Source organism: Brevundimonas sp. (genome assembly GCF_030656255.1).
In the GTDB taxonomy this organism is placed as follows: domain Bacteria; phylum Pseudomonadota; class Alphaproteobacteria; order Caulobacterales; family Caulobacteraceae; genus Brevundimonas.
Window position 1 is genome coordinate 1 of record NZ_JAUSOE010000151.1, and the last position, 22,528, is coordinate 22,528.

General features: G+C 67.8%; 24 protein-coding genes and 1 tRNA gene. 5 read left to right on the top strand and 20 right to left on the bottom strand.

Features of this window, described 5'->3' with window-relative positions; genetic code table 11:
• From Q7J26_RS14895 to Q7J26_RS14925, 7 genes are all read right to left on the bottom strand, one after another.
• Positions 1-622, bottom strand: a 622-nt coding sequence (locus tag Q7J26_RS14895; protein WP_304937172.1) for an NAD(P)(+) transhydrogenase (Re/Si-specific) subunit beta, incomplete at its 3' end; no start/stop codon positions are given.
• 13 nt (positions 623-635) lie between these two features.
• Positions 636-902 (bottom strand): hypothetical protein, encoded by a 267-nt coding sequence (locus Q7J26_RS14900; protein ID WP_304937173.1) that lies wholly within the window; start codon positions 900-902, stop codon positions 636-638.
• The gene (locus tag Q7J26_RS14905) at positions 899-1,234 is read right to left on the bottom strand and encodes an NAD(P) transhydrogenase subunit alpha (protein ID WP_304937174.1); all 336 of its coding nucleotides are present in this window, start codon (positions 1,232-1,234) and stop codon (positions 899-901) included. The genes Q7J26_RS14900 and Q7J26_RS14905 overlap by 4 nt, the downstream gene beginning before the upstream one ends.
• 2 nt (positions 1,235-1,236) lie before the next feature.
• Entirely contained in the window at positions 1,237-1,470 is a 234-nt protein-coding gene (locus Q7J26_RS14910; RefSeq protein ID WP_304937175.1) for a hypothetical protein, read from the bottom strand.
• Positions 1,467-2,600, bottom strand: a complete 1,134-nt coding sequence (locus Q7J26_RS14915) for a Re/Si-specific NAD(P)(+) transhydrogenase subunit alpha (protein WP_304937176.1) — start codon at positions 2,598-2,600, stop codon at positions 1,467-1,469. The genes Q7J26_RS14910 and Q7J26_RS14915 overlap by 4 nt, the downstream gene beginning before the upstream one ends.
• An 83-nt stretch (positions 2,601-2,683) precedes the next feature.
• Positions 2,684-2,956, bottom strand: coding sequence for an aa3-type cytochrome c oxidase subunit IV (locus Q7J26_RS14920; protein ID WP_304937177.1), 273 nt, complete (start codon positions 2,954-2,956; stop codon positions 2,684-2,686).
• 61 nt (positions 2,957-3,017) lie between these two features.
• A complete protein-coding gene (locus Q7J26_RS14925; protein ID WP_304937178.1) occupies positions 3,018-4,814 on the bottom strand; it encodes a M3 family oligoendopeptidase in 1,797 nt (598 codons plus the stop codon).
• Between the two features lie 104 nt (positions 4,815-4,918).
• On the opposite strand from Q7J26_RS14925, the gene Q7J26_RS14930 reads away from it, so the two are divergent.
• The 3 genes from Q7J26_RS14930 to Q7J26_RS14940 all read left to right on the top strand — a co-directional run bounded on the left by Q7J26_RS14930 (position 4,919) and on the right by Q7J26_RS14940 (position 8,827).
• Positions 4,919-5,404 carry a DUF1203 domain-containing protein gene (locus Q7J26_RS14930; protein WP_304937179.1) on the top strand — a complete coding sequence of 162 codons (486 nt, stop codon included), beginning with the start codon at positions 4,919-4,921 and terminating at the stop codon, positions 5,402-5,404.
• Between the two features lie 76 nt (positions 5,405-5,480).
• A complete protein-coding gene (locus Q7J26_RS14935; RefSeq protein ID WP_304937180.1) occupies positions 5,481-7,262 on the top strand; it encodes a DUF4153 domain-containing protein in 1,782 nt (593 codons plus the stop codon).
• A gap of 113 nt (positions 7,263-7,375) precedes the next feature.
• Positions 7,376-8,827, top strand: a complete 1,452-nt coding sequence (locus Q7J26_RS14940; protein ID WP_304937181.1) for a sigma-54 dependent transcriptional regulator — start codon at positions 7,376-7,378, stop codon at positions 8,825-8,827.
• Between the two features lie 3 nt (positions 8,828-8,830).
• Here the strand turns inward: Q7J26_RS14940 and Q7J26_RS14945 are convergent, their stop codons facing one another.
• From Q7J26_RS14945 to Q7J26_RS14965, 5 genes are all read right to left on the bottom strand, one after another.
• The gene (locus Q7J26_RS14945) at positions 8,831-9,217 is read right to left on the bottom strand and encodes a GIY-YIG nuclease family protein (RefSeq protein WP_304937182.1); all 387 of its coding nucleotides are present in this window, start codon (positions 9,215-9,217) and stop codon (positions 8,831-8,833) included.
• A 56-nt stretch (positions 9,218-9,273) separates the two neighbouring features.
• Positions 9,274-9,654, bottom strand: a complete 381-nt coding sequence (locus Q7J26_RS14950; RefSeq protein ID WP_370651954.1) for a hypothetical protein — start codon at positions 9,652-9,654, stop codon at positions 9,274-9,276.
• A gap of 12 nt (positions 9,655-9,666) precedes the next feature.
• Positions 9,667-9,942: a DUF2312 domain-containing protein gene (locus Q7J26_RS14955; protein ID WP_008263716.1), complete on the bottom strand. Its 276-nt coding sequence runs from the start codon at positions 9,940-9,942 to the stop codon at positions 9,667-9,669.
• A gap of 198 nt (positions 9,943-10,140) precedes the next feature.
• On the bottom strand, positions 10,141-10,266 hold the full coding sequence (gene ykgO, locus Q7J26_RS14960) for a type B 50S ribosomal protein L36 (RefSeq protein ID WP_008263184.1): 126 nt from the start codon (positions 10,264-10,266) through the stop codon (positions 10,141-10,143).
• 238 nt (positions 10,267-10,504) lie between these two features.
• Positions 10,505-10,581: transfer RNA gene (locus tag Q7J26_RS14965), tRNA-Ala, on the bottom strand.
• A gap of 182 nt (positions 10,582-10,763) precedes the next feature.
• Here Q7J26_RS14965 and Q7J26_RS14970 point away from each other — a divergent pair.
• Entirely contained in the window at positions 10,764-12,041 is a 1,278-nt protein-coding gene (locus tag Q7J26_RS14970) for a lytic murein transglycosylase (RefSeq protein ID WP_304937183.1), read from the top strand.
• A 190-nt stretch (positions 12,042-12,231) separates the two neighbouring features.
• On the opposite strand, the gene tdh is transcribed toward Q7J26_RS14970, so the two are convergent.
• The 7 genes from tdh to Q7J26_RS15005 form a co-directional block, all read right to left on the bottom strand.
• Positions 12,232-13,272: an L-threonine 3-dehydrogenase gene (tdh, locus tag Q7J26_RS14975; RefSeq protein WP_370651955.1), complete on the bottom strand. Its 1,041-nt coding sequence runs from the start codon at positions 13,270-13,272 to the stop codon at positions 12,232-12,234.
• Between the two features lie 117 nt (positions 13,273-13,389).
• Positions 13,390-14,580 (bottom strand): glycine C-acetyltransferase, encoded by a 1,191-nt coding sequence (locus tag Q7J26_RS14980; RefSeq protein WP_304937185.1) that lies wholly within the window; start codon positions 14,578-14,580, stop codon positions 13,390-13,392.
• Between the two features lie 57 nt (positions 14,581-14,637).
• Positions 14,638-15,561 (bottom strand): DUF4232 domain-containing protein, encoded by a 924-nt coding sequence (locus Q7J26_RS14985; protein ID WP_304937186.1) that lies wholly within the window; start codon positions 15,559-15,561, stop codon positions 14,638-14,640.
• 62 nt (positions 15,562-15,623) lie between these two features.
• Positions 15,624-16,046, bottom strand: a complete 423-nt coding sequence (gene mce / locus Q7J26_RS14990; RefSeq protein ID WP_304937187.1) for a methylmalonyl-CoA epimerase — start codon at positions 16,044-16,046, stop codon at positions 15,624-15,626.
• Positions 16,043-18,199, bottom strand: a complete 2,157-nt coding sequence (gene scpA / locus Q7J26_RS14995; protein WP_304937188.1) for a methylmalonyl-CoA mutase — start codon at positions 18,197-18,199, stop codon at positions 16,043-16,045. Before scpA ends, mce begins: the two co-directional genes overlap by 4 nt.
• Complete coding sequence (locus Q7J26_RS15000; protein ID WP_304937189.1) at positions 18,196-19,575, bottom strand: methylmalonyl-CoA mutase family protein; 1,380 nt, start codon at positions 19,573-19,575, stop codon at positions 18,196-18,198. The genes scpA and Q7J26_RS15000 overlap by 4 nt, the downstream gene beginning before the upstream one ends.
• A gap of 211 nt (positions 19,576-19,786) precedes the next feature.
• Complete coding sequence (locus tag Q7J26_RS15005) at positions 19,787-21,766, bottom strand: acetyl/propionyl/methylcrotonyl-CoA carboxylase subunit alpha (protein ID WP_304937190.1); 1,980 nt, start codon at positions 21,764-21,766, stop codon at positions 19,787-19,789.
• Between the two features lie 83 nt (positions 21,767-21,849).
• Between Q7J26_RS15005 and Q7J26_RS15010 the strand changes: the two genes are divergently transcribed.
• Complete coding sequence (locus Q7J26_RS15010; protein ID WP_304937193.1) at positions 21,850-22,293, top strand: GIY-YIG nuclease family protein; 444 nt, start codon at positions 21,850-21,852, stop codon at positions 22,291-22,293.
• On the opposite strand, the gene Q7J26_RS15015 is transcribed toward Q7J26_RS15010, so the two are convergent.
• Positions 22,190-22,528, bottom strand: a 339-nt coding sequence (locus Q7J26_RS15015; protein ID WP_304937191.1) for a carboxyl transferase domain-containing protein, incomplete at its 5' end; no start/stop codon positions are given. The two genes, Q7J26_RS15010 and Q7J26_RS15015, sit on opposite strands and share 104 nt — an antisense overlap.

Genomic DNA, 22,528 nt, shown 5'->3' on the forward strand with positions numbered 1-22,528 from the left:
GGGCGATCAGGAACACGCCCCAGAAGGCCCAGACCGCCGACCCGCCGGTGCCGATCAATATGCCGATCAGGAACACCAGCCCCAGGGCCAGGCCGATGTTGATCAGGTGCCGCGCCGGCAGCAGGATGGGCGTACCGGACATCCGCCCGTCCAGCTTGGCAAAGGCGATGACCGAGCCGGTGAAGGTGATGGCCCCGATGGCGACGCCGAGCGACAGCTCGATGATCGACAGGGTCTTGATGCCCGTCCCGTCCTCGGACAGGATTCCGAAGGCCTCGGGCGCATAGACGGCGCCGATGGCGACCAGGCAGGCGGCCATGCCGACCAGGCTGTGGAAGGCGGCGACCAGTTGCGGCATGTCGGTCATGGCCACGCGCCGCGCGATCAGGGCGCCGGCCCCGCCGCCGACGATGAACCCGCCCGCGATCAGGGCCAGGGTGACGGTGTCCAGCGCCCCGGTGGTTCCCAGGGTCAGCAGGGTCACGCCGATGGCCAGGGCCATGCCGATCATGCCGAAGGTGTTGCCCTGGCGGCTGGTCTCGGGGCTGGACAGGCCGCGCAGCGACAGGATGAACAGGACGCCCGAAACCAGATAGGCCAATGCGGCCAGCGATGCGTTCATCACGCCCTTCCCCTCAAGACGTGCGCGCCAACCGCCACAGGGCGGCGGCGATGAACAAGGGGCCGATGAAGAACAGGGCCCATTCGAAGACGCCCAACGGCCGGTCCTGGGTCACGACCCGGACCAGAATGGCCGAAAAGACAAAGGCGATGCCGCAGTCGTGCAGCCGCTGGCGCTTGATCGGGATCTTCGTCCCGAACCAGCCGTACAGCCACAGGCCGAAGCCCAGGCCGGTGGCGATCCAGGAGCCCCCGATTGCAATCTGCGCAGCGTCGGTCACGTCGTGACCTTGGGAGCCGGCCGCTCCTTCTTCTTGTACATGGCCAGCATCCGCCGGGTGACCATGAAGCCGCCGAAGATGTTGACGCTGGCCAGGGTCACGGCCAGCACACCCGCGCCCTTGGCGATCCAGGCGCTGGGGCCGGTGACGTCGCCCGACACGGCCGCCGCGGCGATCAGGCCGCCGACGATGATGACGCTGGACACCGCATTGGTCACGGCCATCAGCGGCGTGTGCAGGGCCGGCGTCACGCTCCAGACGACATAATAGCCGACGAAGATGGCCAGGACGAAGATGGCCAGGCGGAAGACGGTGGGATCGACGTGTTCCATGGTCAGGCCTTCGCCTCCAGCAGTTTGTGGATGCCGAGAAGCACCCGCAAAACTGCGCCAATGCCAAAGCTTAGAGTAAGCAACATGACCGCTGCGGGAACCATAGAGGCTATGCGTTGAGCTGCCGTACCAGGCATACCCAGCATCGCCACACCCATCAGAGCAGTGCCGAGGATTCCAAGAACCATCAGCACCCAACTGGCCCCCGTCAGAAACCGTTGAACAAGAGGCGTCATCCCCGCACTCCTTCATGCACCACGACCCCGCCGTGCGTCACCACGGCCGCCTTCAGGATCTCGTCCTCCAGATCCACGGCCAGGACCCCGTCCTTGATCATCAGCCCGACAAAGGCCGACAGGTTGCGGGCGTACAGGGCGCTGGCGTCGGCGGCGATGCGGCCGGGCAGGTTGGACCAGCCGACGATGGTCACGCCATTCGCGGTGGTCACGACCTCGTTCAGCTTCGAGCCCTCGACATTGCCGCCCGCCTCGACCGCCAGATCGATGATGACCGAGCCGGGCTTCATCGAGGCCACATGGGCCGCGGTCAGCAGCACCGGGGCGGCGCGGCCGGGGATCAGGGCGGTGGTGATGACGATGTCCTGCTTGACCACATGGCTGGCGGTCAGTTCGGCCTGTTTGGCCTGGTACTCGGGCGACATCGGCTTGGCGTAGCCGCCGGCGGTCTGGGCATTCTTGAACTCCTCGTCCTCGACGGCCAGGAATTTGGCGCCCAGGCTCTCGACCTGTTCCTTGGTGGCGGGACGGACGTCGGTGGCGGTGACGACGGCGCCCAGACGCCGCGCCGTGGCGATGGCCTGAAGCCCGGCGACGCCGACGCCCATGATGAAACATTTGGCCGGGGCGACCGTGCCGGCCGCGGTCATCATCATCGGGAAGCCCTTGCCGAAGGCATAGGCGGCCTCGATCACCGCCCGGTATCCGGCCAGATTGGCCTGGGACGACAGCACGTCCATGACCTGGGCGCGGGTGATGCGGGGCACGAATTCCATGGCGAAGGCGGTGGCGTTGGCGCCGGTCAGGGCCTCGACCGTCGCCTTGTCGCGCCAGGCGTCCAGCATGGCGATGACGATCGCGCCGGGCTTGAGCGCGCTGGTCTCCTGGGCCGTGGGGCCGCGCACCTTCAGCACGATGTCCGCGCCGTCCAGCACCGCGCGGGTGTCGGGCTTCACCGCCGCGCCGGCGGCGACATAGTCCGCGTCCGGAATGGAGGAGCCCAGGCCGATCCCGGCCTCGACCGTGACGGTCGCGCCCAGGGCGATCAGCTTCTTGACCGTCTCGGGCGTGACGGCGCAGCGCGTCTCGCCTTCGCGACGTTCCCGGGTGGCGGCGATAGCGACGGCCAAGCGAATCCCCTTGTTCTTATTATGGGACGCGAGACTAGGCCGGTTCCGAGGACGCCGTCAAAGCGCGTCGTTATTTCGCCGCTTCAGTGCCCGGCGTCGGCCTTGGGCTTCAGGGCGAAGAAGCCCACGACGCCCAGCACCACCGCGCCGATCAGCGCCGCCATCAGGTTCCCGCCCGGATGGAACCAGAGGGTCAGGAACAGCAGCAGGCAGGCCACGGCCAGCGAGCCCCACTTGGCCAGGTCCATGAACAGTTTGAAGGTCGCCGCCTGTTCATTGATCTGCATCCCGCCCCGGACATAGGCGGACGCATCGGCGTCTGCTTCGGCGGTGGCGGGGTTGTGAGCGTCGGCCATGAGAACTCCCTCGGTCTTATCGTTGAGGCGACTATAGCGCGGGTTCAGCCGGACGCCAGCCTCACCCCAACGCCTCGAACTGATCCACCAGCCGTTCCAGCCGCTTGCAGCCCACGCTCCAGAAGGCCGGATCGCGCGGATTGAGGCCGAAGGGCTTCAGCGCCTCGACGTAGGTCTTGGCCCCGCCCCCGGCCAGCAGGTCGCGATACAGGGGGGTGAACCCCGTCGGATCGGCCCGGCGCGCCTCCATCAGGGCCGCCACCAGCAGGTCGCCGAAGGCGTAGGCGTAGACGTAGAAGGGCGAGTGGACGAAGTGGCTGACATAGGCCCACCAGTGCTCGTAACCGGGGTTCAGCGTCACCGCCGACCCCAGCGAGGCGCCCATCTCGGTCAGCCACAGCTCATTGATCCGCTGCTGCGACACCTCCCCCTTCTGCCGCTCGTCATGGAAGCGGGTCTCGAACCGGTGGAAGGCGATCTGGCGCACCACGGTGTTCAGCCCGTCCTCGATCCGTCCGGCCAGCAGACCGCGCTGCTCGCGCTTGGGCGCCGTCGCCAGCAGACGGTCGAACGTCAGCCCCTCGGCGAAGATGGAGGCGGTCTCGGCCAGGGTCAGGGGGGTGTCGGCCAGAAGCGTGCCCTGGTCAGCCGCCAGGGTCTGGTGCACCCCGTGTCCCAGTTCATGAGCCAGGGTCAGGACGTCGCGCCGCTCGCCCATCCAGTTCAGGAAGACATAGGGGTGGCGGTCGGCGGTGACCGGATGGGCATAGGCGCCCGATTGCTTGCCGGGGCGGGCCCGGCCGTCGATCCAGGGCTTGTCGAAGAAGCCGGCGGCCCGTTCCGCAAACTCGCCGCCCAGGTCCGAGAAACTGTCCAGCACGATCTCGCGGCCCTGGGTCCAGGTGAAGGCGCGCGGGGCGGTGGTCTCGATGGGGGCGTTGCGGTCCCAGTGGTCCAGCCGCGCCTTGCCCATGGCCTTGGCCTTCAGCGCATAATAGCGATGCGACAGCTGCGGATAGGCGGCGGCGACGGCTTCGGCCATGGCGTCCACCGCCTCGCCGTCGACCTCATTGCCCAGGTGGCGGCCGTCGGCGGGCCGTTTGAAGCCGCGCCAGCGGTCCTCCATCGCCTTGTCGGCGGCGACCGTATTCAGTACCAGGGCCAGGGTCGGGGCGCGGGCGGCCAGGGCCTCCGACAGGCCCTCGGCGGCGGCCCTGCGGCGCGCGGGTTTGGCGTCCGACAGCCGGTTCAGGGCCTCGGCCAGGGTCAGGCTTTCATTGCCCGCCTTCGCCCGCAGCGCCGCCAGCTGTTCGTCGAACAGGCGCGGCCATTGGGCCGTGATCGGGCCGCGTTCGGCGATGAAGGTCTCAAGCTCGCTCGACAGCTCGTGCGGCTTCATCGCCCGGACCCGCCGCAGCCAGGGCCGCCAGCGCGATGCGCCTGCGTGGGCCTGAAGCGCGGCCTCCAGCGGGGCGTCGTCGATCTGGTTGATCTCCAGCGTCAGCCAGACGGTCGGGGTGGCGATGGCGGTGATCTTCTCACGCACATCGGCCTCGAACCCCTGCGCCCCCGCATCGTCGCGCGCCGTCGAGGCCGACAGGAAGGCGTAGGCGCCCAGGGCGCCCAGCACGTCCGACGCCTGTTCATACAGGCTGATCGCCCGATCCAGCGCGGCGCCCAAGGCAGCCGGATCGTCGCGCTGCCCGGCCAGCCGGCCTTGAAGGCCGTTCAGCTCGTCCACCAGGGCGCGGGCCCTGGCCAGGTCGGCGGCGATCCGGACGTCGTCGCGCGAACCATAGAGGTCGGTCAGGTCCCACAGCGGGGCTTCGATGTCGGGCGTCTTGAAGGGGGCGTTCATGCCTGCCTTTGTGGGGGCGCGGCGAGGCCGATGCAACGGCCGGAAGCCGCCAGACGACGCGCGCGGATCATCGCAATCAGATCGCCTCACCCAGGAGATCCCGCATGACCTATCGTATCGAAGCCCTGCCGCTGGCGCTCTTCGCGCCCTATTTCGCCATGTCAGATAAAGACTTAGCCGCCGTCGGCGCGCGCCGCTGGGTCGCCGACGCCCCCGGTCGCGCCCCCTGCCGGGTCAGTTTGCGCGACGCCGACGCCGGAGAAGCCCTGGTGCTGGTCAATCACGCCCACCTGACCGACCCGACCTCGCCCTATCGCGCCGCCGGGCCGATCTTCGTGCGCGAGTCGGCGGTGGAACAGGCGCCGATCACTGGGCCGGCGCCGGAGACCCTGACCAAACGACCGCTGTCGCTGCGTCTGTATGACCGACGCAACATGATGCTGGAGGGGCTGGTGATCGACGGCGCAGACCTGGACGCGCGGCTGGCCGAGGCGTTCGACCATCCGGCTCTGGACCAGGTCCACATCCATTTCGCCCCGCGCGGCTGCTATCTGGCGCGGGCCTGTCGGGTCGAGGCGACGCTTCCCTGAACGCCCCCGCTCCGGTTAGATGGCGCGCCCAGGTCGGTCGCCCACTCGGGCCCCGAGCCGGGCAAAGAGGCGCGCCATGACCACCGAAACCGCAAATATTCTCGGCACGGGCTGGGGCGGGACCACGCCGGACGGCGACCGTCGGCGGATCGCCATCGTGCGGCTAGCCGTCGGTCTGTTGCAGGGGATCGTCCTGTACCTGCTGCTGCGCGCCACCGAGGGCGACAGCGCCAGCTGGTCGCAGCGCCACCCCGACCTGTTCGCCCCGGCCCTGCTGACCGCCCTGTTCCTGCCCGCCGTCCTGCTGTCCGGCGTCGGCAAGCTGCGGCTGTGGGTCTATGTGGTCTGGAGCCTGATCGCAGGTTTGGCGCTGGCCCTTCTGGCCTGGCACGACATCGCCCGCCAGGCCGACGGCGCGCGCGAGGCGACCTTCCCCCTGTTCGTCTTCGCGGCGGCGGCCCTGTTCATCGCCCACCACCTGATCGTGCCGGCCGACCGCGAGCGCCGGCTTGCGGCCTCCTATCCGGCCTATTTCGACGCCGCCTGGATGGCGGGAGTGCAGGGAGTGCTGTCCATCGGTTTCGCCGGCGCCTTCTGGCTGCTGCTTCTGCTCGGGGCCAGCCTGTTCAAGATCATCGGACTGAGTTTCCTCAGCGACCTGCTGCAAGAGAGCTGGTTCTCCCTGCCGCTGACCAGCCTCGCCTTCGCCACGGCGGTGCATCTGACCGACGTGCGCGACGGCCTGATCCGGGGCGTGCGGACCGTGGCCCTGATGCTGTTGTCCTGGCTGCTGCTGGTCATCACCGTGCTGGTGGGCGGCTTCCTGCTGGCCCTGCCCTTCACCGGTCTGAACGGCCTGTGGCAGACGGGCAGCGCGACGGCCCTGGTCCTGTCGGCGGCCGCGGCCCTGATCGTGCTGATCAACACCGCCTATCAGGACGGCCGCCCCGATCATCGGCCCCCGGTGGTGCTGCGCTACGGCGTCCGGGTCGCCTCGGCCCTGATCGCGCCCCTGGTGGCCCTGGCCTTCTGGGGTTTGACCCTGCGTATCGGCCAGCACGGGCTGACGCCGGATCGGATCATCGCCACGGCCTGCGCGACGATCGGCGCAGTCTATGGTCTGGGCTATCTGTTCGCCGCCGTGCGGTCCGGCCCCTGGATGAAGCCGCTGGAGCCGACCAATATCCTCGCCGCCGTCCTGTCGGTCGCGGTCATCCTGGCCCTGTTCAGCCCCCTGGCCGATCCGGCGCGGCTGTCGGCGGCGGATCAGGTCGCCCGGCTGGAACGCGGCGCCGTGGCGGCCAAGGATTTCGACTTTGACTTCCTGCGGTTCGAGAGCGGCAAGGCGGGGCTGGCGGCGCTGGACAGGTTGACGCGGTCGCCCGACGCCAAGACCGCCGAACTGGCGCGCGCGGCCAAAGCCCGCGAAGAACGGTCAGGCTATTCAACCCAGGACCAGAACGCCCGGGTGGCGGGCATCCGCATCCAACCCGTCGCCGGCCAGACGACGCCGCCCAGCTTCACCGCCCAGTTGGGTCGGCAGGGGGCTCTGATGTACGCCTGCGACACCGAGGCTCCCTGCCGCCTGCGCACCCTGGACCTCGACAACGACGGCCGGATCGAGATCCTGCTGGCCGCGTCGGGGGCTGTCATGATCTTCGCCCAGGACGGCGAGGGGCAATGGTCGCAAACCGCGCACTACTCCTTCAACTGTGCGCTTGGCTCGCCAGACGACCTGGCGAAGGCCTTCGAAAAGGGCGTGGCGACCGCCCCCGCCAGCCTGCCGGATCTGGTCGTGGCCGGTCGGAGATTGCAGGCCCAGCCCCAAATCCAATGCACGCCGCCGGTGTCGCGTTAACGGCCCGGTCACCACGCCCTCTCACCCGATTTTCACCTCGTCCCCCTAGAAATCGTCCCGAAACGGGCCAGTCGGGATCACCGGCGGCCTATCGGTGATGACAAGGGGCTCCCATGGCCAAGACCGTTCTGGTCGTCGATGACGACCCGACCCAGCGCCGCCTGATCCAGGCCGTGCTCGAACGCGACGGTTACGCCGTGGTCCATGCCGCCGGCGGCGGCGAGGCCATCGACCGCATGCTCCGGGGCGGCGGCGCCGACATGCTGTTGCTGGACATGGTGATGCCCGAGATGTCCGGCCTGGAATGCCTGGCCGAGCTGCGCAGCGCGGGCGTGACCACGCCGGTCATCGTGCTGACGGCCAACGGCGGCATCGACACCGTGGTCAAGGCTATGCAGGCCGGGGCCCAGGACTTCTTCGTCAAGCCGGTCGGGCCTGAGCGCCTGCTGGTCGGGGTGCGCAACGCCCTAAAGCTGACCCAGCTGACGGCCGAGGTGGGCCGGCTGACCAAGCGGTCCCAGGGCCGCGCCAGCTTCGACGACATCATCGGCGACAGCGCCCCCATGCGAATGGTCAAGGCCTTCGGCGCCCGCGCCGCCAAGTCGTCCATTCCCGTCCTGATCACCGGCGAAAGCGGCGTCGGCAAGGAAGTCATCGCCCGCGCCCTGCACGGCGCCAGCGACCGGGCCGGCAAACCCTTCGTCGCCGTCAACTGCGGCGCCCTGCCCGCCAATCTGGCGGAATCCATCCTGTTCGGCCACGAGAAGGGCGCCTTCACCGGCGCGGTGGACAAGACCCTGGGCAAGTTCCGCGAGGCCGACGGCGGCACCCTGTTCCTGGACGAGATCGGCGAACTGCCGCTGGACCTCCAGGTCAAGCTGCTGCGCGCCCTGCAGGAGAGCGAGATCGACCCCGTCGGCGGCAAACGCCCCGTGAAGATCGACGTCCGCATCGTCTCGGCCACCAATCGCGACCCGGCCCAACAGGTCCGGGACGGCGCCTTCCGCGAGGATTTGTTCTATCGGCTGAACGTCTTCCCGATCGAGGCCCCGTCCCTGCGCGACCGGCGCGAGGACATCCCGGCCCTGGTCGATCATTTCATCACCCGCTTCAACGCCGAGGAAGGCAAGCGGATCGCCGGCTGCGCGCCCGAGACCCTGACCATGCTCCAGGCCTTCGACTGGCCCGGCAATGTACGGCAACTGGAGAACGCGGTGTTCCGCGCCATCGTCCTGGCCGACGCCCCCTTCCTGCAACCCCATGACTTCCCAGCCATTTCAGGCATCGTCGCCCCCATGCCGGAGCCGGTCGCCGCGTCAGGTTCAAACGCCGCCTCGTCCTACGCCGACCTGCCGCCCTTGCCGGAACAGCCGATCCGCATTCTCGACGACCGGGGCCATCTGCGGACGCTGGAAGACATCGAACGCGACCTGATCCAGCACGCCATCGAGGTCTACGCCGGCCATATGAGCGAAATCGCCCGCCGCCTCGGCATCGGCCGCTCCACCCTGTACCGCAAGGTGCGCGAACAGGGGCTGGAGGGTCAGTTGAAGGAAGCGGGGTGAACGTCAGCCGCCTGATTCCAGCCGCTTCAGAAACGCCTTCACACTCCCCTCACCGTCATCCTCGGGCTTGACCCGAGGATCGGGCGCCCAGCCGCACAGACTGGGGTAGAGGTCGGCCCACTCAGGGTTCGTCCGCTCAATCAATTCGAGCTTCCAAACGCGGTTCCAGCGCTTCAGCGCCTTCTCTTTGCGGACAGCGGCCGTGACCAGCTCGAACTGCTCGTACCAGACCAGCAGACCGCAACCATAGCGACGTGCGAAGCCTTCGAACGCGCTGTTCCGGTGTTGATGGCCGCGTTCGTAAAGGTTCGAGGTCATGCCTATGTAAAGGACGCCGTGTGGACGGCTGGCCTCGATATAGGTCGCGATGAAAGGTCGGCGCTCACTCATCAACGCTGAGTTGCAGACAACCCGATCCTCGGGTCAAGCCTGAGGATGACGATCCATTAGAGGTCCTTTGATTTTTTACCCCACCGCCGCTTCGGCTCCTCGCCCTTCGCCTTGGCTGTGATCTCCTTCAGCTTGCGGCCCTGCATGGCCGACAGGGCCTGACCCGGCGCGCCCTTTTCAGGGTCGGCGAACGCGCGGCCGTGGGTCTTCACCCGCTCGCCGACCGAGTCGAGGAACTCGCCCTCCCATTCGGACAGAGAAACGCCCGCCTTCTCTGCCGAGCGGCGGGCGCGTTTCAGGGCGTTGAGTGCGGCGCGTTTCGCCGCTTCGCGCTGTATATCAAAGGGGCTGGGTAGCGGCTTCTTAGGCGCGCTATCGCCCTTCGGGCTGCTTGAGCGCGAGAGCCCGCCGCCTGGCTTGAAGGGGGTGCGCTTCAAGCCGGGTCAGCCTCAGATCTCGCCGAGGGCCGACAGATAGAGGTCCAGGATGGCGTCCTCTTCCTGGCGCTTGGCCTTGTCCTGCTTGCGGATGCGGATGACCTTGCGCAGGATCTTGACGTCATAGCCCTCGCCCTTGGCTTCGGCGAAGACCTCCTTCATGTCGGTCATGACGGCCTGCTTGTCTTCTTCGAGACGCTCGAGGCGTTCGATGATGGAGCGCAGCCGGCCCTGGGCCGTTGCGGTCAGAACATCGGACGAGGCGTCGAAGGCGGCGTCGTCGGCCATGGGGAATACTCCAGAAATCAAGCGCGGACGCTAACCACGCCCAGCGGCGCGGCTCAACCGCCGAACACGAAAAAGGCCGCGGACAATATCCGCAGCCTGTGGATCGTCAGGGTTTCCTGTTGCGCGATCGCCCTTCGGGCGACTTCAGCGCCAACCCTGCGTGCGCAGGCCGCCGAAGCGGCGCGCAGCGAACGCAGCTTAGCCCTGCTTCGCCTTGAAGCGCGGGTCGGTCTTGTTGATGACGAAGACGACGCCCTTGCGACGCACGACCTTGCAGTCGCGGTGACGGGTCTTCAGGGACTTGAGCGAGCTGCGGACCTTCATGGTCGGACGTCCTGAGAGAAGCCAATAAGAAAGCCGCTGATCCGGGCGGATCGCGGCGGAGGCGGTCGTATAGAGAGCGGTCCGGAGAAGGTCAACCCGCTACAGGCCGAAACCACACAAAAGCCAATCCCCGCCTGCCCGGCGGTCACTTCCCCACCCCGTGCTCAAGTAGCGCGAAGCGCGATAGCATCCAAGAAATGGGCTCAAGCAGCGCGAAGGGCGATAGCACCAAAAAAGATGGAGGCCTGACCTCCGAGTCGAACGGAGGGTTTCCGGGGTTGCACGCCCGTTGCGTCGCCACTCCGCCATCAGGCCGTCAGAGCACGCTGCGCCAATACGCCGCACGTCATTCGTCCGTCGATAAAAATGAGGGTTAATGACGTCAAAGGGGGAGTCTCGCCGCAACGCTTTCGCGCGGCAGGCGCTTTGTGGCGCGTGAAAGTCATTCGCGCGGATGTCATTTCACCTATCACGTCGGGGGCTGTAGTCTGAATCTCATGCGCTTTTCCTATCGCCTACTCCTGATCGTCTCGGTCGCCGCCTGTGCGCCGATGTTGCCGGAACCGCCCGTCAGCCTGCCGACGCCGCAGCCCGAACCCGCCCCTTCGGTGGTCGTCCCGACGCCGACACCCCAGGCTCCGCCGCTGGCCGCCTATGACCAGCAGGGTTTCGAAGGCTGGAAACAGGGCTTCCTGGCGCGCAAGGGCGGCGCCCGCCGCGCCGAGTACGAACGCGAACTGGCGGGCTTGACCCCCGACGCCTCGGTCGTGCGGCTGGACCGCAACCAGCCCGAATTCTCCAAGCCGGCCGGCGCCTATGTCCAGAACGCCGTGACCGCCTCGCGAATCGCCCAGGCCAAGCAGCGGATCGATCGCGTGCCGTGGTCGGTGGTCCAGCGCTTCGGCGTCCCCTCCGAAATCCTGGTCGGGGTCTGGGCTCAGGAGAGCGCCTTTGGTCAGGTTCAGGGCGACTATGACGTCATCCGCTCGCTGGCGACCCTGGCCTATGACGGCCGCCGTCGCGATTGGGCCGAGGCCCAGTTGAAGGACGCCCTGGACATCGTCGTGGACGGCCGCCGCGAACGCGCGGGCCTGAAGGGCAGCTGGGCGGGGGCCATGGGCCAGACGCAGTTCATGCCCGACAACTATCTGCGCCTTGGCGTCGATCAGGACGGCGACGGCAAGGTGGACATCTGGGCCGATGACGCCGACGCCCTGGCCTCCGCCGCCAATCTGCTGGCCCAAGCCGGCTGGAAGCGCGGCCAGGGCTGGGGTTATGAAGTGATCCTGCCCGCCGGCTTCAACTATTCCGAGGCCGAAGGACCGAAACACAACTGGGCCTATTGGGCGGCCAAGGGCGTGCGCCTGGCCCAGGGCGGCACGCCGAACGGCGCCGAGGCGCTGGAAGAGGCGACCATCCTGCTGCCCCAGGGCGCCAACGGCCCGGCCTTCCTGGCCCTGCCGAACCATTATGTGATCCGGCGCTACAACAACTCGGTCTCCTACGCCCTGGCCATCGGCCTGACGGCGGACGGGATCATGGGCAAGCCCGCCCTGACCAAGGCCTGGCCGAACGACGCCTCCATGTCGCGCGAACAACGGATCGGCGCCCAGGCGGCCCTGACGCGGCTGGGCTATGACACTCAAGGGATTGATGGGGTGATCGGCACCAACACCCGCACGGCCCTGCGCCGCTGGCAGCAGGCCAACGGCCGCATCGCCGACGGCTATCTGACCGCCGCCCTGGCCGACGAACTGATCCGCAAGACGAACTGAGGGGCGAAATCACCTCCCCGCGCGCGAAGGCGCGTGGGGAGGACAGATCGCGCAGCGATCAGGAGGGGGCGACTCAGGCGGCAGTGATGACCACGCCGGCTTCAAACACCGAGTCGCCCCCACCTGGCGCTCGCTGACGCGATCGCCTGTCCTCCCCGTCGGCCTTCGCCGACGGGGAGGTGAAGTTCCCTCAGGCCGCCTTGTCCCAGTTCAGCACCACCTTGCCCGACTGGCCCGACTTCATGGCCTCAAAGCCTTCGCGGTAGTCGGCATAGTCCAGCCGGTGGGTGATCAGCGGCGTCAGGTCCAGCCCCGCCTTCAACAGGCCCAGCATCTTGCGCCAGGTGGTGAACATCTCGCGGCCGTAGACGCCCTTGATGGTAAGGGCCTTCAAGATGATGGCGCCCCAGTCGGTCTCCATCGGCTTGCTGGGAATGCCCAGCATGGCCATGCCGCCGCCCATGATCAGGGTGTCGACGCACTGTTTAAAGGCGATGGGCGAGCCCGACATCTCCAGCGCCACGTCGAAGCCGACCTTCAGGCCCAGCTCCTTCATGACGTCGTGGATGTCTTCCTTGGTCGTGTTCACGGTGCGCACGCCCGGCGCCACCTTCTGCGCCAGCTCCAGCCGGAAGTCGTTGATGTCGGTCAGGACCACGGTGCGCGCGCCCGCGTGACGGGCCACGGCGGCCGCCATCATGCCGATGGGGCCGGCGCCGGTGACCAGGACGTCCTCGCCCAGCAGGTCGAACTGCTGCGCCGTGTGCACCGCATTGCCGAACGGATCCAGGATCGAGCCGATCTCATAGGGCACGTCGTCGGGCAGTTCGATGACGTTGAAGGCCGGGGCCACCACGAACTCGGCGAAGGCGCCCTGGCGGTTGACGCCGATGCCGCGCGTCTTGGGGTCCAGGTGGAAATGGCCGGCGCGGGCCGCCTCGGAGTTCAGGTCGATGACATGCCCCTCGGCCGAGACGCGCTGACCGATCTTCAGCGGGCGATCCACGTCCTTGCCGACGGCGACGATCTCGCCGGCGAACTCGTGGCCGGTGATCATCGGGGTCGGGACGTTCTTCTGGGACCACTCGTCCCAGTTCCAGATGTGGATGTCGGTGCCGCAGACGGCGGTGCGATGCACCCGGATCAGCACGTCTTCTGGCCCCGCCTCAGGGATCGGCGCGTCGATCAGTTCCAGGCCGATGCCCGGTGTGGTCTTGGCCAGGGCTTTCATCGTGTCGGTCATAGTCTCAACTCCCTGAAATCATGGCCTCGGCTTTGTTCCGAAGCCCGCGGCTGAGGCCCCACGCCTGCTCACCGCTTGTTCTTCGTCGATGGCGCGCGAAGAGGGCTAAATGACGCCCAGCTCCCGGCCCGCCTGCGTAAACGCCTCAACCGTCCGGTCGATCTGGTCGAAGCTGTGCGCCGCCGACATCTGGGTGCGGATACGGGCCTGGCCACGCGGCACCACAGGGAACGAAAACCCGATCACATAGACGCCCAGCTCCAGCGCTCGCGCCGCAAAATCCTGCGCCAGTTTGGCGTCGCCCAGCATGACCGGGATGATCGGATGCTCGCCGTTCAGCAGGTCGAAGCCCGCATCGGTCATGGCCATACGATAGCGGTGGGCGTTGGCCGACAAGCGGGTGCGAAGCGCGTCGCCCTCGGCCCCCTGGGCGATGCGGATGGCCTCCAGCGACGATCCGCACACCGCCGGCGCCAGAGCATTCGAGAACAGATAAGGCCGCGCCCGCTGTTTCAGCAGTTCGACCACCGACTTCTTCGCACAGATGAAGCCGCCCATGGCGCCGCCCAGGGCCTTGCCGAAGGTGCCGGTGATGAAATCCACCTCTACCCCGTGGTGGGCGAAGGAACCCTTGCCTTGCGGACCCAGGAAGCCCGTCGCGTGGCAGTCGTCCACCATGATCAGGGCGTCGTACTTGTCCGCCAGCAACCGGATCTCGTCCAGTTTGGCGATATAGCCGTCCATCGAGATGGCGCCGTCGGTGGCGATGATGATGTCGCGGGCGCCGGCCGCGCGGGCTTCCTTAAGCCGGGCCTCCAGCTCGTCCATGTCGGAGTTGGCGAACCGGTAGCGTTTGGCCTTGCACAGCCGCACCCCGTCGATGATCGAGGCGTGGTTCAGACTGTCCGACACGATGGCGTCGTTCTCGCCCAGCAGGGGTTCGAACAGGCCGCCGTTGGCGTCGAAAGCCGCCGCGAACAGGATGGCGTCCTCGAAGCCGAGATAGCCGGCGATGGCGGCTTCAAGCTCCTTGTGGATCTCCAGGGTGCCGCAGATGAAGCGAACCGAGGCCGTGCCCGCGCCCCACTTCTGCTGCGCCGCGATCCCGGCCTGGACGACGCGCTCTTCGCCCGCCAGGCCCAGATAGTTGTTGGCGCAGAAGTTCAGCACGTCGCGGCCGGCGACCTGGATCACCGGCCCCTGGCGCGAGGCGATGATGCGTTCGGGCTTGGTCAGGCCCTGGGCGTCGATCTCGGTCAGTTCGCCGGCGACGCGGTCGTAGAAGCTCTGGGTCATGGGCCGCGACCTACGCCGATTTCGACCGGGTTTCCACCCGTCTTCAAGTAGCGGTCCTCAGGTCGCGGTCTGGGGATCCGCCTCGGCCCGGATCGGGCTGACGCGGATCTTGCCGCCGCACGGCTGGAACTCGAAAGGCAGGCTGACAGTCGCCGTGTCGCCCGGCGCCGTGGCGCGCAGGGTGGCGACGCTGGGGCAGGTTTTCTGCATCGTCTCGTCGGGAACCACGTTCCAAGCAACCTCGAAATAGGCCTTGGCCCGGGGCGCCAGTTCGACCGGAGTCGGCGCCTGGCCTTGGCGGAAATAGCTGCCGGGGCTCTGGTCGGCGCGGATCGAGGTCACGGCCCGACCCTGAGCGTCCAACACGGTGACGCCCGGATAGCCGGTCAGGCTGCACGCTTGGGCGCCCAGGTTCTGTAGACTGAAGTTGCGCACCCGGTTGCCCGCCCCAGCGTCGCCGCCCTCGGCCGCCAGCTTCAGCTGCGGTCCCTTGCACGGCGTGGACACAGGCAAGACGCCGCCCGGCGCCGGCGTGGTCGTCTGGCCCGGCAGGACTTGCGGAACCGGCGCGGCGGCGGTCGCCACCGGCCGCGCGCATTGTTCCAGCACGGCCACCCCGACCTCCTCGTTGGGGCCAAGCCGGCTCAGGGTCGCGCGCTCCTGACCATCGCGCGGCGCGGTCCACCATTCGACGCCCGAGCCGACATAGCGAGCGCCGCTGGCCGCCTCGACCGAGCGCAGATCATAGGTCCGCCCCTTGTAGGCCAGCTGCGCCGTCGCGGTGTCGGGATACCGCGCCTCGACCATCGCCCCGCTCTCGCAAGCGTAGCCGACGGCCGGGGCGGCCGACGCGGGCGCCGGCTGCGGCTCGACCGGGGCGACCGGCTGTTCCGTCTCCGCTTGCTGGCAGGCGGACACACCCGTCAAGGCGGCGATGGCGAGGAGCCCAACAAGGCGGGGGGCAGTCAGGCGGCGCATCATGGTTAAGTCTCTCCCGTTCGGTGATCTAACGGCCAAGCTGGTGAAAGGCTCCGCTCCAGCGATCAGTGCGCGCCTTTCGGCGTCTCCATCAGCTCGATCAACACCCCGCCCATGTCGCGCGGGTGCAGGAAGACGACCGGCGTCCCGTGCGCCCCGATACGCGGCTCGCCCGTGCCCAGGATCGTCACGCCCTTGGCCCGCATCTCCGCCACGGCGGCGTGGATGTCGGCGACCTCGAAACAGACGTGATGCTGGCCGCCCTTGGGGTTCTTGGCCAGGAAACCGACGATGGGGCTGGTCTCGTCATAGGGTTCGATCAACTCGATCTGGGCCGTCGGCGTGTCGATGAAACAGACCTTCACCCCCTGCGCCGGCAGGTCGAACGGCTCGCCGATCTTGGTCGCCCCCAGCACGTCCCGATACAGTTTAATCGAGTCCGCGATGGACGGGGTGGCGACCCCGACATGGTTCAGGGCGCCGATCATGCGGTCTCCTTTGGCGCGGGCTGAGCGTAGCCCAGCCTCTGGTTCAGTTTCTCGATCAGGTCCACCGCCGTGTCGGCGATGGCCGAACCGGGCAGATAGACGGCCGCCGCCCCCATATCGAGCAGGGGCTGGACGTCGGACGGCGGTATGACGCCCCCGACCACGATCATGATGTCGGGCCGGCCCAGCTTCTCCAGCTCGGCCTTCAGTTCCGGCACCAGGGTCAGGTGGCCCGCCGCCAAGGACGAGGCCCCCACCGCATGGACCCCCTTTTCCACCGCATCGCGCGCAGCCTCTGACGGGGTCTGGAACAGGGCGCCGGCGGTGACGTCGAAGCCCAGGTCGCCGTAGCCGGTGGCGACCACCTTCTGGCCCCGGTCGTGCCCGTCCTGGCCCAGTTTGGCGATCAGGATGCGCGGCGGCCCGCCGTCGTTCTCGACGAAGGTCGCCACCATCTCGCGGGCGCGGGCGAAGCGGGGGTCATTGCCCGCCTCCTTGGCGTAGACGCCCGATACGGTCTGCACCGTCGCCACATGCCGGCCGAAGGCGGCCTCCAGCGCGTCGGAGATTTCACCCACCGTCGCCTTGGCCCGCGCCGCCTGCACCGCCAGCTCCAGCAGATTGGCGGTCCCGCGCGCGCCCTCGGTCAGGGCCGCCAGCGCCGCATCAGTCGCCGCCTGGTCTCGCTCGGCCCGCAGGCGTTTCAGCTTGTCGATCTGGGCCGCCAGCACCGCCGCATTATCGACCTTCAGCATCGGAATATCGTCGACGACGGGGTTCAGATATTTGTTCACCCCCACCACCGTCTGCTGGCCGGTGTCGATCCGGGCCTGGGTCTTGGCGGCCGATTCCTCGATCCTCAGCTTGGGGATGCCCGCTTCGATGGCCTTGGCCATGCCGCCCAGGGCCTCGACCTCGGCCATGTGCGCCCGCGCCCGTTCGGCCAGTTCGTGCGTCAGCCGCTCGACATAGAAGCTGCCGCCCCAGGGATCGATGACCTTGGTCAGCCCCGTCTCCGACTGCAGCAGGATCTGGGTATTGCGCGCGATCCGGGCCGAGAAGTCGGTCGGCAGGGCCAGGGCCTCGTCCAGCGCATTGGTGTGCAGGCTCTGCGTCTGCCCGCCCGCCGCCGCCATGGCCTCGACCATGGTGCGCGGCACATTGTTGAACACGTCCTGCGCCGCCAGGCTCCAACCCGAAGTCTGGCAGTGAGCGCGCAGCGACAGCGACTTGGGATCGACCCCGCCCTCTTTCCTGACCGCCTCGGCCCACAGCAGGCGGCCGGCCCGCATCTTGGCCACCTCCATGAAATAGTTCATGCCGATGGCCCAGAAGAAGCTCAGCCGCGGCGCGAACCGGTCGATCGGCATGCCCGCCGCGACGCCCGCTCGCAGATATTCGATCCCGTCCGCCAGCGTATAGGCCAGCTCGATATCCGCCGAGGCCCCCGCCTCCTGCATATGATAGCCGCTGATCGAGATGCTGTTGAACTTCGGCGTCTCCTGCGCCGTCCAGGCGAAGATGTCGGCGATGATCCGCATCGAGGGCTCGGGCGGATAGATGTAGGTGTTCCGAACCATGAACTCCTTCAGAATATCGTTCTGAATGGTCCCGGTCAGGGCCGCGTGCGGCACGCCCTGTTCTTCCGCCGCGACGACATAGAGGGCCAGGATCGGCAGCACCGCCCCGTTCATCGTCATCGACACCGACATCTGGTCCAGCGGGATCCCGTCGAACAGGGTCCGCATGTCATAGATGCTGTCGATGGCCACGCCGGCCATGCCGACGTCGCCCTTTACCCTGGGATGGTCGCTGTCATAGCCCCGGTGCGTCGCCAGATCGAAGGCGATGCTCAGCCCCTTCTGCCCCGCCGCCAGATTGCGACGATAGAAGGCGTTCGACTCCTCGGCGGTCGAGAAACCGGCGTACTGGCGGATGGTCCAGGGATTGCCCGCGTACATGGTCGGATAGGGACCGCGCACGAAGGGCGCGAACCCCGGCAGCCCGTCCTGGTGCCCCAGCCCCTCCAGCGCCTCGGCGCCATAGGCGGTCTCGACCCTCAGCCCCTCGGGCGTCAGCCACGGGTCCCGCGTCGGCCCCTGCCCCGTCGCGTCCAGGTTCAGGGCGATCTTACTGAAGTCAGGGAAACTCATTGAGCCGCCTCCTCGAAGGCCGCCGCAAATCGGATCGGCGTCAGGGGTTCGCAGACCCGCTCGACCGCCGACGGCGCCGCGTCAGCCGCCTCGACCGGCGCCGGCCGCACGTCCGCATCCACATATTTGGTCACGCCGATGATCTGGGCCGCGCCGTTCTTCAGCGCCGCCTCGCGCAGAGCGCGGGCGCGGGCGATGCGGGGCTGGATCACCGACCCCTTCAAGGCTTCGACCAGACCGCCCTCGGCCTCGATCATCTGGAACTCGACCCAGCCGGCCTCGGCCAGATCCCGCGTCCGGGCGTCCAGATACCAGCTCCCCGCCGCCGGATCATCGACCCGGCCCAGATTAGCCTCCTCCATCAGCACTAGCTGGGTGTTCCGCGCCTGCCGCCTGGCGAAGGCGTCGGACCGGCCCGAGGCGCGGGTGAAACCGTCCAGCACCACCACATCCGCGCCCCCCACGGCGCCCGCAAACCCCGCCGCTGTCAGCCGCAGCAGATTGGGCCAGGGATCGCGCGCCGACAGCATCCGCCGCGACGACCGCGCCTCGATCACGGCCGGCGTCTCCACGCCGAACGCCCGCGTCAGCCCGCCCCAGATCAACCGCATGGCCCGCACCTTGGCCAGGGCGTCGAAATATTCCGCATCGACCGACAGGCCGACCACCGTGCCGCGCAAGGCCGCCTCGACCGACATCCCCGCATCCACCGCCGCCTTCACATGGGCCACCACGCTGGCGGCGGCAAAGGCCAGCTCCTGCGCCGCCGATCCCCCCGCCTCGTGCGCCACGCGCCCGCTGGCCATGAAGAAGGTCGCGTCGGGATAGGCCCCCGCATGCCGCGCCGCCGTATTGGCCGCCAGGCTCAGATGCTCTTCCACCGAACGCGGCGCCCCGCCCGCCTCGGCGAAGGCCGAGACCGGGTCCATATGAAATCTCAGCTGCGCGCGCGGCGACCCCTTGGCCACGACCGCCAAGGCGTTCGCCGCATCCGGCCCGTCGATCCCCGCGTCCAGCGCCACCGGCGCCAGCTCCAGCGCCACCCCTTCCAGCGCTCGGCCCAACGGCGCGGAATCCGCCAGCACTCGCCCCTTCAGCACCACCGAGGCCGCGCCGTTCTCCAGATCAGTCAGCACCGCTTCATTGACCGCCTCGGGATCATCCCCCTCGACCAGGGTCCGCAGGTCCCAGGCCCGGCCTTCGGAGTCGGACGGACGCGGGGCGAAGATCGGCTGGACGCCGGAGGCGCCGCCGTACAGCGGCCGCGTCACCAGCTGGTCGGCGTCGAGGGACATCAACGCCTCGATCGGCCGATCCTTCAAGGCCTTCTGGGCGGACTCGCGCCATTCGAGGGGTGTGGGGATGGGGAAGCTCATCCTACCGCCCCCTCTTCTTCTTTCGTCATTCCGGGCGAAGCGTAGCGGAGACCCGGAACCCAGCGGCACCGAAGGCGAAATCCATCCGCCGCAAGATGTTTGAAGACCGAATCCGCGACAGGTTCGCGCTCACGCGCGCCGCTGGGTCCCCCGGTCTGCGCCGCGAAGACGCGGCTTGCCGGAGGATGACGAAAGAAGAGAAGGGCGGTCATCACCCGAACTCCACCAGCACATCATCCGCCGCCACCGGATCCCCGTCCTTCGCCCCCACCGCCTTCACCACCCCGTCGCGCTCCGCCTTCAGGATGTTCTGCATCTTCATCGCCTCGATGATCGCCACCGTCTCGCCGGTCTTGACCTCCTGCCCCACCACCACCGGGATCGACACCACCAGCCCCGGCATCGGCGACAGCACCAGCTTCGAGGTATCCGCCACCGCCTTCTCCGGCAGGCGCGCATACAGTTCGGCGACGTGCGGCCTCAGCACCCGCACCCGCGCCCGCGCCGCGCGGTGACGAATATCAAAGCCGTCGGCCACGCGCTTGACCTCGGCGGTGAAGGGCTCGCCGTCCAGCTCGGCCTTGAACTGGGCCAGGCCGGGCCGCCAGTCGATTTCCGACAGGCGGATGTCGCCCCCGCCCGTCAGGGTCAGGATCATCTCCTCGTCCTCGTCATAGGACAGGCCGACGCCGTGCGGCGTCTTGTCGATCATCACGATCCAGTCGGTGCGGTCGGACGGGTCGCCGTCCTGTTCGGCGATGACCTCATGCATGGCGAGCGCCGAGGCGATCAGGATCCGCTCCTGCTCCACCGTCGGCCGCAGGCCGTTAAAGCCGTCCGGGAATTCGTCCTTGATATAGCTGGTCGACAGATTGCCCGACTTGAACCGCTCCTGGTCCATCACCGCCGCCAGGAAGGGCACATTATGCCCCAGGCCCGACAGGTGGGTGTCCTCCAGCGCCCGGGCCATGCCCGTCACCGCGTCCTCGCGCGTCTCGCCCCAGGCGCACAGTTTGGCGATCATTGGATCGTAGAACATGCTGATCTCGTCGCCCTCGCGGACGCCGGAATCGTTGCGAACGGTATAATCCCCCTGATCGCCTTCCTCCGGCTGCTCATAGCGAACCAGCCGCCCGATGGACGGCAGGAAGCCGCGATACGGGTCCTCGGCGTAGATCCGGCTCTCGATGGCCCAGCCGTTGATCGACAGGTCCTTCTGCTCAAAGGCCAGGGCCTCGCCCCAGGCCGAACGGATCATCTGTTCGACCAGATCGACCCCGGTGATCAGCTCCGTCACCGGATGCTCGACCTGCAGGCGGGTGTTCATTTCCAGGAAGAAGAAGCTCTTGTCCTGACCGGCCACGAACTCGACCGTGCCGGCGCTGTCATAGTTGACCGCCTGGGCCAGGGCGACGGCCTGGGCCCCCATGGCGGCGCGGGTGGCCTCGTCCAGCAGGGGCGACGGCGCCTCCTCGATGACCTTCTGGTTGCGGCGCTGGATCGAACATTCGCGCTCGAACAGGTGGACCACATGGCCGTGCTTGTCGCCCAGCACCTGGATCTCGATGTGGCGCGGGTCGATGATGAACTTCTCAAGAAAGACCCGGTCGTCGCCGAACGCGTTCAGCGCCTCGGCCTTCACCGCCGCGAACCCCTCCGCCATGTCGGCGTCCGAATGGGCCACGCGGATGCCCTTGCCGCCCCCGCCGGCGCTGGCCTTGATCATGATCGGATAGCCGATCTGGTTGGCGATCTTGACCGCCTCGTCCGGCGTCTCGATCAGCCCCATATGCCCCGGCACGGTCGAGACCCCCGCCTCGGCCGCCAGCTTCTTGGAGCTGATCTTGTCGCCCATGGCCTCGATGGCCTCGGGGTTCGGCCCGATAAAGGCGATCCCCTCGTCCCTCAGCCGCCGCGCGAACCCGGCGTTCTCTGACAGGAAGCCAAAGCCCGGATGCACGGCTTCCGCCCCCGTCTGACGCACCGCCTCGACGATCTTGTCCGCCAGCAAATACGACTGCGCCGCCGGCGCCGGCCCGATCAGCACCGCCTCATCGGCCATCTCGACCGCCAGCGACCCGGCGTCCGCCTCCGAATAGACCTGCACCGTTTTGATGCCCATGCGGCGGCAGGTCTTGATGATCCGAACCGCGATCTCGCCCCGGTTGGCGATGAGGATTTTGGAGAACATGGCTATACTTCCTCTGCCAAGCGATGGGGGATGCGATGGTGACGGCGGACAGCCTGATCGGCTGCTACATGATGGCCAATCGGATGCACGGCGTCGTCTATGTTGGCGTCAGCAGCCAGTTGATCACGCGTATCGGCCAGCATCGCGCGGGCGTCATCGACGGCTTCACCAAGCGATACGGCCTGAAGCGCCTGGTCTGGTACGAGTTCCATGACACCATCGTCGGCGCAATCCAGCGCGAAAAAACGCTGAAACACTGGCCGCGCGACTGGAAGGCCAATCTGATCGAGCGGACGAATCCGCACTGGGACGATCTTTTCGACGGCCTGGTGCGGGCGACCGGCGCCGAGCCTGACCCGGACGCCTATAGAAACTGGATTCCGCCCGAGGATGACGAACTTTGTGGAAGCGTCAAAACCGACATCACAGCGGAATATTATCGTGCTTCTTCCAGGGGTTCTCCTGGACCTTGTTGTTCAGCGTCCGCAACGCCTTCACCAGCCGCCGCCGCGTCCCATGCGGCATGATGACGTCGTCGATATAGCCCAGCCCCGCCGCCACGAATGGATTGGCGAACCGGTCCTTGTACTCCGCCTCGCGCGCGGCCAGGGCCGCCGGATCGCCGGCCTCCTTGCGGAAGATGATCTCGACCGCGCCCTTTGCGCCCATGACCGCGATCTCGGCGGTGGGCCAGGCGTAGTTGACGTCGCCGCGCAGGTGTTTCGAACTCATGCCGTCATCGGCGCCGCCATAGGCCTTGCG